The sequence below is a fragment of the Candidatus Krumholzibacteriota bacterium genome (assembly GCA_016931295.1).
Taxonomy (GTDB): Bacteria; Krumholzibacteriota; Krumholzibacteriia; order Krumholzibacteriales; family Krumholzibacteriaceae; genus JAFGEZ01.
Genome location: JAFGEZ010000014.1, coordinates 83,688 through 97,838, shown reverse-complemented (window position 1 = coordinate 97,838; position 14,151 = coordinate 83,688). Strand labels below are relative to the sequence as shown.

Sequence of the window (14,151 nt, the reverse complement as noted above, 5' to 3'; positions counted from 1 at the left end):
GTCGTCGGCCTGATGAACGAGCACCAGGTCACGATCGGCGAGACGACGTGGGGCGGCCGCCACGAGCTGCACGACTCCACGGCCGTTGTCGATTACGGGAGCCTGATGTTCCTCGCCCTCCAGCGCGCGAAGACCGCCCGGGAGGCGATCGAGGTCATGACCGCGCTCGTCGCCGAGCACGGCTATTACAGTTCGGGCGAGTCCTTCTCGATCGCCGATCCGAACGAGGTCTGGTTCATGGACCTGATCGGCAAGGGCCCCGGCAACACGGGCGCCGTCTGGGTCGCCCGCCGGATCCCCGACGGCTACATCTCGGCCCATGCCAACCAGGCCCGCATCAGGCAATTCCCCATGGATGACAGGAAGAACTGTCTCTACGCGCCGGACGTGATCGAACTGGCGCGCGAGAAGGGGTACTTCGACGGATTAAACGAGGAATTCAGCTTCGCCGACGCCTACGCGCCCCTCGACTACGGCGCGCTCCGCTTCTGCGAGGCCCGCGTCTATGCCATGTTCAACCGGGCCGCCCCCTCGCTCGGCCTCTCGATGGACTACGTGAAGGGCGTCGAGGGCGCCGAGCCGATGCCCCTCTTCATCAAGCCCGATCGCCCTCTCTCCGTCCACGACCTGATGGAATTCATGCGCGACCACTTCGAGGGAACCGATTTCGACATGACGACGGACGTCGGCGCGGGGCCGTTCTCCTGCCCCTATCGCTGGCGGCCGCTCACCTGGGACGTCGACGGGACGACCTACTGCAACGAACGGGCGACCTCGACGCAACAGACGGGATTCTCCTTCGTGTCGCAGTGCCGCTCGTGGCTTCCCGACCCGATCGGCGGCGTCTTCTGGTTCGGCGTCGACGACACCTACAGCACCGTCTACAATCCGATCTACTGCGGGATCCGGCGCGTACCCGTCTCGTGCGCCGTCGGCACGGGCGATTTCCACCACTTCACGTGGGACTCGGCCTTCTGGACCTTCAACTGGGTGTCCAACTACGCCTACTCCCGCTACAGCGACATGATCCGGGACATCCGGATCGTGCAGGGCGAACTCGAAGGCTCCTCGCTCGCCGCCCAGCCGCGGATCGACGCGGCGGCCCTCGCCCTGTACGAACAGGCGCCGGGGCTGGCGATCGACTACCTCACCGACTACTCCTGCCGGACAACCGACGCGACGGTGGCGCGCTGGCGCGTCCTCGGCCAGGACCTCCTCGTCAAGTACATGGACGGGAACGTCAAGGACGAGCTTGGCCACGTCACGCACCCGCCCTATCCCGAGTCGTGGTACCGGCGGATCGTCGACGAGACGGGAGACCACTTCGAGTACCGGGAGATCGAAAGCACGGAGTAGGCGACGGGCGGCGGGTCACGCCGGCGCTGGCTCCGACGGGTTTCCTCGCACGGGAGCGATCGGGCGATCGTCGCTCCCGTGCACCGTTTCCAGCCCCGGAAAATATATGTGCCGGCCACGATTTTGTTCTGTGTTTTCCTCTGGAGACAGTTATACTTGTGGCGAGGATCGAATTTGATGCGGAATCCGGATAAAGGAAGAGAAGCATCCGCCTGGTATTGAGTCATCCTTTATTACGTCTACAACAAACTTCTATCCTGGAATAACGTACGAGGGTGTCGTATGCCCTCACTCAACATTGGCCCGGGGAGGGTCGCATGCGTATCTATGTCGGCAATCTCGCCTACTCCGTTTCGGAAGCGGACCTGCGGACGGCGTTCGAGCCGTTCGGAACGATCGACGACGTCAGCATCGTGAAGGACAAGTACACGGACGAGTCCAAGGGATTCGGTTTCGTCGAGATGTCCAACGGTGAAGAGGCCCAGAAGGCCATCGACGGCCTGAACGGCAAGGAGCTCTCCGGCCGGACGCTGACCGTGAACCAGGCTCGCCCGCGTGGCGAGGGTCGTCGCGGCGGCGGCGGCGGCGGTGGCGGCGGCTTCGGCGGCGGTGGCGGCGGCGGGTTCCGCGGCGGCAACCGCGGCGGCGGTGGCGGCGGCGGCGGTGGCCGTCCGCGCGGCTTCTGATCGATCCCGGATTCCAGCGCTACGCCCCTCCCCGGCGGTCACGGCCCCCGGGGAGGCGGCGGTGCGCCGTACATCCCCCGCAACGCCCGAAGCGTCTCCTCGAACACCGTCCGGCACTCCTCGTCCCGCTCGCGGCGGAGCTGCGCCTCGATGTCGGCGATCGCCGCCGTGTATTCCGCGGCGAGGAGCTCGCGCGCGGCGGCGAGGCGGACGCCCGGATCCCGGTCGCGGAGCAGCCCCCGCGCCCAGCGCGGGCCGTTCCGGTGCCGCAGCCCGGTCAGCTCCTCGAGCGCCGCGATCCGTGCGGCGGGCTCGGCCGCGAAGAGCCGCCAGTAGCAGTCCGTCTCCTGCTCGTCGCTGTGCATGACCTCGCCTACATCGATGTCCGGCCCGACGATTGCGTTTCCGTACGAAACGAGTTCCTTGCGGGCCGCCCACCGGACCATGCGCGGCACCATCCAGCGCATGCCCCGCGTCGACTCGGGGTGCCCGGCGCAGGCGAAGACGCGTCCCGCCCCCGCATCGGCTGCGAGGAGAAATGCCTTGTTTGGGGTGATCCCCGCCGGGGCGTCTCCCGTGTGGTGGATGTCGCTCGTGTTGACGGCGAGTTCCGCGCAGGCGGAAAACCCGTCGGCGCCGCCGGGGGGAACGAAGACGGGGCCGTCGTGGTACTGGATGAAACCGTACGCGCGCCCGGCCATCTCGGGGAAGATCCGCAGCCCCTCGCCGGTGAACCGGACCCGCACGACGGCGCTCCCCCGCTCGTCGTGCTCGCGGTCGATCGTGTCGGCGCCGACGAGGCCGAGGCAGGGATAGCCCTCGCTGTCCGAGACGAGATAGCCCCCCGCGCAGATGCCGACGATCCCGCCGCCCCGCTCGATGACGAACGCGCGGACGAGATCGATCGTCCCCGAGCCGAGGCTGGCGTACTGGCGGCTCCCGCTCCCCCCGGGGAAGACGAGGACGTCCAGCCGTTCGAGCGCGCCGCCGGCGACGTCGATGGGGCCGATCTCCACTACGGCGATTTCCCCGTCGATACGGAGGGCCTCGATCGTCTCGGTGACGCAGACGGGGCTCGCCCCGTCGCCGGTGTAGACCCCCGCGCGAAGCGGCCCCTCCGCCCCGGCCGCCCCCGCCAACGCGAGGAAGCCCGCGGTTGCGAGGAGGATGCGCGTGATTCGCCTGCTCGTTCTCATCGTTCATCCTTTCGTTTCGATCGACCAATCCGCCGGAATATTGACGCCATCCGGGCGCGCCTGTAGTACCATAGCACAGGCAATCATCGAAACGACAACCGAAGGAGGACGCGATGTCCGTCGACGCGAACGACGTCGAGAAGCGCATCCGGCGTCTGTTCGCCGGGCAGCGGCTCGGCGTACTGGCAACGAGCGGAGACTCCTGGCCATATGCGACGCTCGTCGGCCTTGCCGTCTCGGACGATCTCCGGCGGGTTTTCTTCGCGACGAACCGGGAGACTCGCAAGTTCGGCGATATAATGCGCGATCCGCATGTCTCGATCCTCGTCGACGACCGGCGGAACAGTGCGGCCGACTTCGCCGAGGCGGCGGCCCTGACCGCGATGGGGAACGCAATCGAGGTAACCGGCGACGGTCGCGCCGCGGAGGCGGCGCGGTACCTCGCCCGGCATCCCCACATGGCGGCGTTTCTCGCCGATCCGTCCGTGGCTTTCGTCCGCGTCGCGGTGGTCCGCTACGTGCTCGTCACCCGCTTCCAGGAAGTGGTCGAATGGGAACCCTGACACCGTTCGTGGTGCCGCTCGAGGACGCGGGCGGCCCGAACGCCGTCCGCTGCGGCAACAAGGCCGCCGCCCTCGCCGCCATGATCGGCGCGGGGATGCGCGTCCCGGGGGGTATCTGTGTGACGGTCGACGCCTACGGTGCGTTCCTCGATCGAAGCGGGCTTCGGGAGAAGCTCGCCATCGAGCTCGGGCGCAAGGCATACGGGGACATGCGGTGGGAGGAAATGTGGGACGCATCCCTGCGCATCCGCTCCCTCTTCGCCGGGGAGCCCGTCCCCCCGGAGGTCGCCGCGGCGGTCGGAGAGGGACTTTCGAGCCGGTGCGAACGGGAATCCGTGGCCGTGCGTTCCTCGTCGACTGTCGAGGACAGCGGCGCCGCCTCCTTCGCCGGGCTGCACGAGTCCTACGTCAACGTCGTCGGGATAGAGGAGGTCCTCGACCGGGTCAGACTCGTATGGGCATCCCTGTGGTCGGACGCGGCGATTCATTACGCGCTCGAACTCGGCCTCGACGTCGAAACGAGCGCGATGGCCGTCATCGTGCAGGATTTCGTGGTCGGCCGGGCGTCGGGGGTCGCGTTCGGCGTGGATCCGGGCGATCGCTCACGCGCGGTCGTCGAGGCGGTTCCCGGCCTCAACCAGGGACTGGTCGACGGCGAGATCGAGCCGGACCGCTGGTTTCTCGACCGCGCGACGGGAGCGATCGTCGATCAAAGGATCGTTCGCAGAAACGAGATGATCGTGCCGGGAAGGCGCGGAACACGCCGCGGACGGATCGATCGCGCCGACGCCGATGCGCCGCTGCTCGGCGACGATGACGTCGCGGTTCTCTTCGCCGCAATGGAGAAGGTGCGCTCGCTCTTCGGCGCGCCGCAGGACATGGAGTGGACGATCGTCGGCAAGGACATCCACTTGCTGCAATCGCGTCCGATCACGGCCGGCGACGCCGCCGACGGCAACGAGCGGCGTGTCTGGGATCTCGGTCTCCGGCGGAGCTGGGAGAGCCTGCGGCTGCTGGGGGAACGGCTCGAGGGGGAACTCGTGCCGGCGATGATACGGGAGGCGGATCGTTTCGCCGAGCGAAATCCGGCGTCGCTCCCGGACGGGGCCCTCGCCGAAGAGATCGGAAAGCGTCGCGCCGCCGTCGATCGGTGGAAACGAACGTACTGGGACGAGTTCATTCCCTTCGCGCACGCCGTGCGTCTCTTCGGCGAGGTCTACAACGAGCGGATGCGTCCGGTCGATCCCTTCGCATTCGTCGACCTGCTCGCCACCGGGCGGCTGGCGAGCGTCGAGCGGAACGACGCGCTCGAGGAGATCGCCGCGATCCTCCGGAGCCGGCCGGAGGCGGCGGGGGCATCGAGCGACGGGGAACTGGACGGCCGCGTGGATGCGTTCCTGGAGAAGCACGCCGGATTCTCATGCGAATTCGGCGCCTGCGAAAACGCCCGGGGAGCGATCCTCGCACTCGCTCGCGAAATGGCAGCCGGCCCGCCGCTTCGGCCGGCGGCCGCGGTAACGGATCTCCCCCGGCTCGAATCCTCCTTCGTCGACTCCTTCGACGAGGCGGACCGGGAGTTTGCGCGCGGAATGCTCGACCTGGCGCGCCGGGCCTACCGTCTCCGCGACGACGACAACGTCCTGCTCGGGCGGATCGAGTCGCAGCTCGAACGCGCCGAAAACGAGTCGCGGCGGCGTCTCGGCGGGCGATGCGGGGAGGATCGAGCGTGCGGGAATGCCGAGGAAACCATGGCGGCGCGTATCTTCCCGGCCGGCGCGGCACCGGCCGGGAACGCGGCCGGCGAGCGGAAGGACGATGAAGCGCCAGTGCGGATGCGCGCGCGGCAGCTCCGCGGGCAGCCGGCCGGCAGGGGGATCGCCCGCGGCCCCGCGCGCGTCGTTCTGTCGGCCGCCGATCTGTTCGCCGTGCGGCGCGGCGAGGTGCTCGTCTGCGATTCGATCGACCCGAACATGACCTTCGTCGTGCCGATCGTCGCGGCGATCGTCGAACGCCGCGGTGGGATGCTCGTGCACGGCGCCATCGTCGCCCGCGAGTACGGCATTCCCTGCGTGACGGGAGTCGCGGCAGCCACCGAACGGATCGAGACGGGTGATTTCCTCACCGTTGACGGCTACCTCGGAGTCGTGTTCGTCCGCCGGCCGGCGAAGGACCTTGACTCGAAGGCAACCGGGAATGATTTTCATTGATGGGAGCGGATGCGCGGCGTGCGGGGACGGCGCATCGACGAAAGGGAAAGGCGATGAGATCGATCCTGACCGGCCTGGCGCTCGTGGTTTTTGCGACCGCGGCGGTGGCCGATACGGAGGAGGCCCGGATGGACGACACGCGTGATGCGGATACGCTCGCCGTCGCGATCGTCGCAGGCGGCTGCTTCTGGTGCACGGAGGCGGATTTCGAGAAGCTCGACGGCGTCGTCGAGGCCGTCTCGGGATACACGGGCGGCGACATGCCCGACCCGACCTACGACGCGGTCTGCGCCGGGGGAACGGGGCACCGCGAAGCGGTAAGGATCGTCTTCGACCCGTCGAGGACGAGCTACGCCGCGCTCCTCGACCACTTCTGGCGACACGTCGATCCGACCGATCCCGGCGGCCAGTTCGTCGACCGCGGCGACCAGTACCGCACCGCCGTCTTCTATCTCGACGAAGAACAGCGGCAAACGGCCGAGGCGTCGAAAGCGGCCCTCGACGCGTCGGGGCGCTTCGACCGCCCCGTCGTCACCGACATCCTTCCCGCCGGGCCCTTCTACCCGGCCGAGGACCAGCACCAGGGGTACTTCAAGCGCTGCCCGATCCGCTACGAGATGTACCGGCGCGGCTCCGGACGCGACCGGTTCATCGAGACGCACGGGGGTGACTGACCCCGCCGGCGCGGTCCGCCGCCCGCCCGCTCCCTCTCCCCCGGGATTCCATGCTGCCGCCGGGAGGATCTGGAACTATACTGCGCGCATGCCGCCCCTCCCGGTAATCGTTCAAACGATACCGGAGGGAAGCCTTCGGCGGGGATGCCGCCAATGGACACCTGTCTCGCCAGCTGGTACATCTCCGAGCGCTGCAATTTCCGTTGCTCGTACTGCTACATCTACAATCCGCCCGGCATGAAGGGCGTGCTCCGGCGCGCGAAGGCCGTTTTGCGGCCCCGGCCCCCGAAGCGCCCGGACATCCACGAGCATCTCGACGAGATCCTCGATCGTTTCCTTGCCACCGGCATGCGGTTCACCTTCGCATTCACCGGCGGCGAACCGTTCGTGTACCCGCGCTTCGTCGAGATCTGCCGCCGGATCGCCGAGCGCGACGAATTCACGATCGGCCTCGACACGAACCTCAGCATGGGTGTCGACCAACTGATGGAGGCCGTGCCGCCGGAGAAGACGGCCTTCGTCTTCGCCTCGACGCACGCCCTCGAGCGCCTGCGGCTCTTCGGCACGATCGATCCCTTCCTCGACGACGTCGCCAGGCTCATCGGCCGCGGCTACTCCGTGGAGACGAACTACGTCATGCACCCCGACCTGTTCGGGCGCTTCGAGACCGACCGGCGGCGCGCCCTCGAACGGGGCGTGATCCTGACGCCGAAGGCCTTCAAGGGCGTTTACGGGGGCGCCGGTATCCCGACGCGTACACCGACGAAGAGCGGCGCCTCATCCGCGAACTGAATCCCTGCGCGGACGGCTGCACCGCCGCCGCGCGCGACTTCCTCGGGCTTCCCTGCCGCGCGGGACACGATCTCATCCGGATCATGGGGAACGGCGACGTCTTCCGCTGCCCGGGGGACTATCTCCGCCTCGGCAACATCTTCACCGGGTTCCGGCTGCTCGACGGGCCGCTGCCCTGTACCAGCCGCTACTGTCCCTGCTACGCCGAGAGCCTGCTCATCCTTTCCGGCGCCGGGCGGCAGCCGGTGTCACGTAACACATACGCGAAGAAACGATTGCGGCATTATTTCTACAAGGCGCGCGCCTGGTGGCAGCAGGGCTGAGAAACACCGGCCGTAGAACGGTTACGGCTATACCGAAAACAATTTTTTGCTATTCTTGACAGAATGCGCTTTATTGGCTATCTTCCGGCGGTTTTGGGTCCTCATCACGAAAGGACGGGCCTGACATGGCAGACAAGTCGTACAACGCCTTCCAGATGGCGCAAAGCCAGTTCGACAGGGTCGCCGACCTTCTCGAGCTGGACAAGGGAACGAGAGAGCTGCTGCGCTACAACCTCCGGGAATACCACGTGAGCATCCCCGTCCGGATGGATGACGGGCACGTCGAGGTGTTCAGGGGCTTCCGCGTCCAGCACAACGACGCTCGCGGCCCCGCGAAGGGCGGTATCCGTTTCCACCCGATGGAGACGATCGACACGGTCCGCGCGCTGGCGATGTGGATGACGTGGAAGTGCGCCGTCGTGGATATCCCCCTCGGCGGGGCCAAGGGCGGGGTCATCTGCGATCCGCACAATCTCAGCGCCCGCGAGCAGGAGACGATCTGCCGCGGCTGGGTCAGGCAGATCGGGCGCGACATGGGACCGCTCAACGACGTTCCCGCGCCCGACGTGATGACGAACGCCCAGCACATGCTCTGGATGCTCGACGAGTACGAGACGCTCGAAGGCAGCCGTCTGCCCGGCTTCATCACCGGCAAGCCCGTCGGCATGGGCGGCTCGCTCGGCCGCACCGAGGCGACCGGTTACGGCGTGATCTTCACCGTGCGCGAGGCCCTCAAGGCCCTCGACATCCCGCCCGCCGACACGACGGCGAGCGTGCAGGGATTCGGCAACGTCGCCCAGTACGCGATCGAGCTCTACAACCAGATCTGGGGCAAGGTCGTCTGCGTGTCGAGCTGGGACCAGCAGGACCAGACCTCCTACTCCTTCAGGAAAACCGACGGCGTCGATCTCGCCGAGCTCCGCGGGATCACCGACCGGTTCGGCGGCATCGACAAGGACAAGGCCGCGAAGATCGGCTACGACGTGCTGCCCGGCGACGCGTGGATCGAGCAGGACGTGGACATCCTGATCCCCGCCGCCCTCGAGAACCAGGTCACGAAGGAGAACGTCGGCCGGATCTCCGGCCGGGTGAAGATCATCGCCGAGGGCGCCAACGGGCCGACGACGCCCGAGGCGGACGCCGCGATCCACGAGCGGGGCATCTTCATGATCCCCGATCTGCTGGCGAACGCCGGCGGCGTGACCTGCAGCTACTTCGAGCAGGTGCAGTGCAACATGAACTATTTCTGGGAAAAGGACGAGGTGCTCGGCAAGCTCGACACGAAGATGACGTCGGCCTTCGACGCCGTCCGGGAGCTCGCCGTGAAGCGCGATCTCTACATGCGCGACGCCGCGTACGTGATCGCCGTCGGGCGCGTCGCCCGCGCCTGCCGGGATCGCGGCTGGGTGTAGATCCCATGAGGCGACGGACCTACAGTCCGCATCACAAATCGTTGAACCGGTTCGACCGTCGTTTCTTCACCGGGTCGGACCGGTTCACCTTTATCGGCGCCGGCGAGCTCGGGGGCAAGGCCCACGGGCTCGCTCGCATGAAGGGGATCCTCGAATCCAGTTTCGGCCGGCGGTACGAGCCGGAAGTCTCGGTTCGCATCCCGACGCTCACCGTCGTCACGACCGACATGTTCGACCTCTTCATGAAGCAGAACGATCTCTACGATATCGCCTGCTCCGGCGAGCGCGACGACGTCATCGGCCACGCCTTCCAGCGGGCGAGCCTTCCCGTGCAGCTCGTGGGCGACCTGCGCGCCCTCGTCGAACAGGTGCACACGCCCCTCGCCGTCCGGTCGTCGAGCATGCTCGAGGACGCGATGTTCGAGCCGTTCGCCTCCGTCTACGCGACGAAGATGGTGCCCAACAACCAGCCCGACGCCGACTCGCGCTTCCGCACGCTCGCCGCGGCGGTCAAGTTCGTCTACGCGTCGACCTTCTTCCGGGCGGCCGGCAATTACATGAAGGCCACGCACCACGCCACGATCGACGAGAAGATGGCCGTGGTGATCCAGGAGATCGTCGGCACGCGCATCGGAAGCCGTTTCTATCCGCACGTCTCGGGAGTGATGCGCTCGTACAACTTCTACCCGACCGGCCATGCCTCTCCAAAGGAGGGGATCGTGGAACTGGCCCTGGGGCTGGGGCGGTCGATCGTCGACGACGGCGTCTCCTGGGCCTTTTCCCCCGCCTGGCCGCGGGCCGTGCCGCCCTTCAAGTCGACCGGAGAGATGCTCAAGCACTCCCAGACCCGCTTCTGGGCCGTCGACATGGGCGGGACGCCGGCCTGGGATCCGCTCCGGGACACCGAGTACATGGCCCGGTTCGATATCGGGGAGGCCGAATACGACGGCGCCCTCCGCTTCCTCGCGTCCACCTACCTGCCGCAGGACGACCGCGTCGTTCCGGGGATCGGCGCCCACGGGCCGCGCGTCCTCGATTTCGCCCCGATCCTCAGGGGGACGTCCCTGCCGCTGGTCGATCTCTTGACCCGGCTCAAGGAGACCTGCGAGGACACGCTCGGGGCGATGGTGGAGATCGAGTTCGCCCTCCGCCTGTCCAGGGAATCGGCCGCCCCGGCCGAGTTCGGCTTTCTCCAGGTGCGCCCGATGGTGGTCTCGGATGCCGAGGTGGACGTCTCCGAGCGGGACCTCGACGGAAAGCGCGTGCTCCTCGCCTCGGAGACGGTGCTCGGCAACGGCGAACTGACCGAGATCCGCGACGTCGTCTACGTGGACCCCGACCGGTTCGACGTGATGAAAAGCCTCGAGATCGCCGGCGATCTCGAAGAAATCAACCGCGAACTCGTCGAGAAGAAACGCCCCTACCTGCTCATCGGTTTCGGCCGGTGGGGAACGACCGACCCGCTCGGCGGCATCCCCGTCGATTTCGGCCAGATCTCCGGCGCGAAGGCGATCGTCGAGGCATCGACGCCCGAGCTCGCCTCGATGATGAGCCAGGGATCGCATTTCTTCCACAACGTCACGAGCTTCAGGATCTTCTATTTCTCCGTTCCCCACGACGGGGATCACGCGATAGACTGGGCATGGCTCCGCGGGCGGCCCGCGGCCGCGGAGACGGCGTTCGTGCGGCACGTCGCGCTCGACGCGCCGCTCGATGTCAGGGTGGACGGCCGGAGCGGCCGGGGAGTGATACTGCATGACTGACGGAAAAGACCGTGTCGAGGACCTGATCCACTTCTTCCGCGAGCGCGAGAAGGAGCTCGAGTGCCTCTACCGGATCGAGGAGATCCTCAAGTCCCCCGACGCGGAGATCGGCGAGGTCTGCCGCGGCATCATCGAGGCGATCCCCTCGGGCTGGCAGTACCCTGACGTCTGCAGCGTGCTCGTCACCATCGGGACCGACCGGTACAGCACGCCGGGATTCGTCGAGACGCCGTGGATGCTCGTGTCCGACATCCCGCTCCAGGACAAGAAGGCGGGGGAGATCGCCGTCTTCTACACGCGGCAGATGCCCCTCGCCGACAACGGGCCGTTCCTCAGGCAGGAACAGCGGCTCCTCGGCACGATCGCCGGCCGCCTCGGCAACTTCCTGCTCCACCAGATGCTCCGCAGGGCGGCCGAGGGGCAGAACGGCGCCGGCGAGCGGGAGAGCGGCGGGGACTGGGAGGTCGTCCTCAACCTCCTCAGGCATACCGATCGCAGCCTCTTCGTCACCCTCTCGGAGAAGATGCTCAACCACCTCTGCTGGACGGGCGTGGCCGAGGCGGAGACCCTGCGCAAGGAGATCGCGCCGGCCGAGGCCGACATCGCCGGCGAGGGGGGCACGGAGATCAACACGCCGCACCGGCGCCAGAACCTCGACATCAGCGACGCCCTGAGCTTCCGGATCTTCCGCATCGCCGAGAAGCGCTACACCGAGGACCAGATACTCGCCTACCTCCGCAAGTGGATCCAGGACGACAAGCTGAAGTACCTCGTCCACGTCTCGAACCGCAACCTCACGCTCGCCGAGGTGATCGGGGCGCTCCGCACCTACCGCGACGCCTCGCCCGAGGGGATCGAGCTCTCGAGCGCGTCGCGCATGGGCGTCGTCGTCTCGCTGATCAGGCGGCTCCTCTCCACGCAGCTCGACTACATCAACGTGGCGAAGAACTATATCGACATACGCGATTTCTTCGGCGTCATCGACCGGATCATCTACACGGCGGAGAGCCACGGGCGCCTCGGGGGGAAATGCGCCGGTCTCGTCCTCGCCATGCAGATCATCCGCAAGACCGCCGGCGAGGGGGATCCCCTCGCCTCGATCAGGATGCCGAAGAGCTGGTACATCACCTCCGACGTGCTCCTCTCCTTTCTCCGCTACAACAACCTCGGCGACGTCGTCGAGCAGAAGTACAAGGACATCAACCAGGTGCGCGTCGAGTACCCGCACGTCATCCAGACCTTCAAGAACGGCACCTTTCCGCCGGAGATCGTCCAGGGACTGTCCGTGATGCTCGACGATTTCGGCGACCGGCCCCTCATCATCCGGTCGTCGAGCCTCCTCGAGGACAGCATGGGCGCCGCCTTCTCCGGGAAGTACAAGAGCTTCTTCGTGGCGAACCAGGGATCGAAGAAGGAGCGACTCGACGCGCTGCTCGACGCCGTCGCCGAGGTCTACGCCTCCACCTTCGGCCCCGATCCGATCGAGTACCGCGCCGAGCGGGGGCTCCTCGATTTCAACGAGGAGATGGCGATCATGATCCAGGAGGTCGTCGGCGAGCGCGTCGGCGACTTCTTCCTGCCCGCCTTCTCCGGGGTCGCCTTCAGCCGGAACGAGTTCCGGTGGTCGCCGCGGATCAGGCGCGAGGACGGCCTCATCCGCATGGTGCCCGGGCTGGGGACGCGGGCGGTCGACCGGGTCAGCGACGACTATCCCGTGCTGGTCGCGCCGGGGCAGCCCGGGCTCCGCGTCAACGTGGCCACCGAGGAGATCGTCCACTACTCGCCGAGGAAGATCGACGTGATCAACCTCCAAACGAACAGTTTCGAGACGATGGAGATCGACGAGCTCCTCCGCGCGCCCGGCGTGGAGTACCCGATGATCGAGAAGCTCGTCTCGATCTACGACGGAAACAACCTCCGCCGGCCGATGGCGATGGACGTCGATCCCGGGCGGGACGACCTCGTCTTCACCTTCGAGGGGCTCGTCGGCGGCACCCCGTTCGTGCGCCAGGTGGACACGATGCTGAAGCTGCTCGAGGAGAAGCTCGGCACGCCCGTCGACATCGAGTTCGCGCACAACGGCAGGGATTTCCACCTGCTGCAGTGCCGGCCGCAGAGCTATTCGGAGGACAGCGTCTCATCGCCGATCCCGCAGGATACGCCAGCCGACAGGACGATCTTCACGGCGAAGAAATACATCTCGAACGGCCGCGTCCCCGACATCACGCACATCGTCTACGTCGATCCGGACCGGTACGCCGAGTTGCCGGAACGCGCCGACCTCGTGGCGGTCGGGCGGGCCGTGGGGCAGCTCAACAAGCTCCTCCCCAAACGGCAGTTCATCTTGATGGGCCCGGGACGGTGGGGCAGCAGGGGCGACATCAAGCTCGGCGTGAGCGTGGGGTACGCCGACATCAACAACACGGCCGTCCTCGTCGAGATCGCCCGGGAGAAGGGCGGCTACAAGCCCGATCTCTCCTTCGGCACCCATTTCTTCCAGGATCTCGTCGAGGGGCGGATCCGCTACCTGCCCCTCTTCCCCGACGACGACGGGATCGTCTTCAACGAGAAATTCCTCCTCGGCTCCGAAAACATCCTCTCCGAGGTCCTTCCCGAGTTCGCGGATCTCGCAGGCACGGTGCGGTTGATCGACGTGCCGAAGGCCACCGGCGGCCAGGTTCTCCGCGTGCTGATGAACGCCGAGCTCGGCGAGGCGGTCGGGGTCCTCTCGGAGGCGACGGGAGCGAACGAGCCGGTCGAATGGGTCGAGCCGGAGGAGTCGCGCGCCGTCGACATCTCCTGGGTGTGGCGGCTCCGCATGGCCGAGCACATCGCCGCCCAGCTCGATCCGGAGCGGTTCGGTGTGGCGGGCTTCTACGTCTTCGGCAGCACGAAGAACGCGACGGCGGGGATGGGAAGCGATATCGACATCATCGTCCATTTCCGGGGGACGAAAAAGCAGCGCGCCGACCTGCTCAACTGGCTCGAGGGGTGGAGCCTCTGCCTCGACCGGATCAACTACCTGCGGACGGGGTACCGGACCGGCGGCCTGCTCGACGTGCACATCGTCACCGACCGGGACATCGAGAAACGGACGAGCTTCGCCGTCAAGATCGGAGCCGTCACCGACGCCGCCCGGCCGCTGCCGATGAAGCAGCCCTGAGCACCCCGCGCGGCGG

At 67.1% G+C, this 14,151-nt stretch carries 11 protein-coding genes; 10 read left to right on the top strand and 1 reads right to left on the bottom strand.

Translation table 11 applies throughout. The annotated features are described in order from the left end of the window. The coding region (locus JW876_04535; GenBank protein ID MBN1884775.1) for a C69 family dipeptidase at positions 1 to 1,356 on the top strand (1,356 nt) is incomplete at its 5' end. Between the two features lie 317 nt (positions 1,357 to 1,673). Next, positions 1,674 to 2,042 (top strand): RNA-binding protein, encoded by a 369-nt coding sequence (locus JW876_04530; GenBank protein ID MBN1884774.1) that lies wholly within the window; start codon positions 1,674 to 1,676, stop codon positions 2,040 to 2,042. A 38-nt stretch (positions 2,043 to 2,080) separates the two neighbouring features. On the opposite strand, the gene JW876_04525 is transcribed toward JW876_04530, so the two are convergent. After that, positions 2,081 to 3,238 carry a biofilm PGA synthesis protein PgaB gene (locus JW876_04525; protein MBN1884773.1) on the bottom strand — a complete coding sequence of 386 codons (1,158 nt, stop codon included), beginning with the start codon at positions 3,236 to 3,238 and terminating at the stop codon, positions 2,081 to 2,083. Positions 3,239 to 3,351: 113 nt separating this feature from the next. On the opposite strand from JW876_04525, the gene JW876_04520 reads away from it, so the two are divergent. From JW876_04520 to JW876_04485, 8 genes are all read left to right on the top strand, one after another. Next, complete coding sequence (locus JW876_04520) at positions 3,352 to 3,801, top strand: pyridoxamine 5'-phosphate oxidase family protein (protein ID MBN1884772.1); 450 nt, start codon at positions 3,352 to 3,354, stop codon at positions 3,799 to 3,801. 839 nt (positions 3,802 to 4,640) lie between these two features. Beyond that, positions 4,641 to 6,008: a hypothetical protein gene (locus JW876_04515; protein MBN1884771.1), complete on the top strand. Its 1,368-nt coding sequence runs from the start codon at positions 4,641 to 4,643 to the stop codon at positions 6,006 to 6,008. Between the two features lie 128 nt (positions 6,009 to 6,136). After that, positions 6,137 to 6,682, top strand: coding sequence for a peptide-methionine (S)-S-oxide reductase MsrA (gene msrA / locus JW876_04510; GenBank protein MBN1884770.1), 546 nt, complete (start codon positions 6,137 to 6,139; stop codon positions 6,680 to 6,682). A 153-nt stretch (positions 6,683 to 6,835) separates the two neighbouring features. Further along, positions 6,836 to 7,474, top strand: coding sequence for a radical SAM protein (locus JW876_04505; protein MBN1884769.1), 639 nt, complete (start codon positions 6,836 to 6,838; stop codon positions 7,472 to 7,474). An 83-nt stretch (positions 7,475 to 7,557) separates the two neighbouring features. Beyond that, the gene (locus JW876_04500) at positions 7,558 to 7,797 is read left to right on the top strand and encodes a hypothetical protein (GenBank protein ID MBN1884768.1); all 240 of its coding nucleotides are present in this window, start codon (positions 7,558 to 7,560) and stop codon (positions 7,795 to 7,797) included. A gap of 125 nt (positions 7,798 to 7,922) precedes the next feature. Further along, entirely contained in the window at positions 7,923 to 9,209 is a 1,287-nt protein-coding gene (locus tag JW876_04495; protein MBN1884767.1) for a Glu/Leu/Phe/Val dehydrogenase, read from the top strand. A gap of 5 nt (positions 9,210 to 9,214) precedes the next feature. Continuing rightward, positions 9,215 to 10,972 carry a hypothetical protein gene (locus tag JW876_04490; GenBank protein MBN1884766.1) on the top strand — a complete coding sequence of 586 codons (1,758 nt, stop codon included), beginning with the start codon at positions 9,215 to 9,217 and terminating at the stop codon, positions 10,970 to 10,972. Then, positions 10,965 to 14,135 (top strand): nucleotidyltransferase domain-containing protein, encoded by a 3,171-nt coding sequence (locus JW876_04485; GenBank protein ID MBN1884765.1) that lies wholly within the window; start codon positions 10,965 to 10,967, stop codon positions 14,133 to 14,135. Before JW876_04490 ends, JW876_04485 begins: the two co-directional genes overlap by 8 nt. The last annotated feature ends 16 nt before the right edge of the window (positions 14,136 to 14,151 follow it).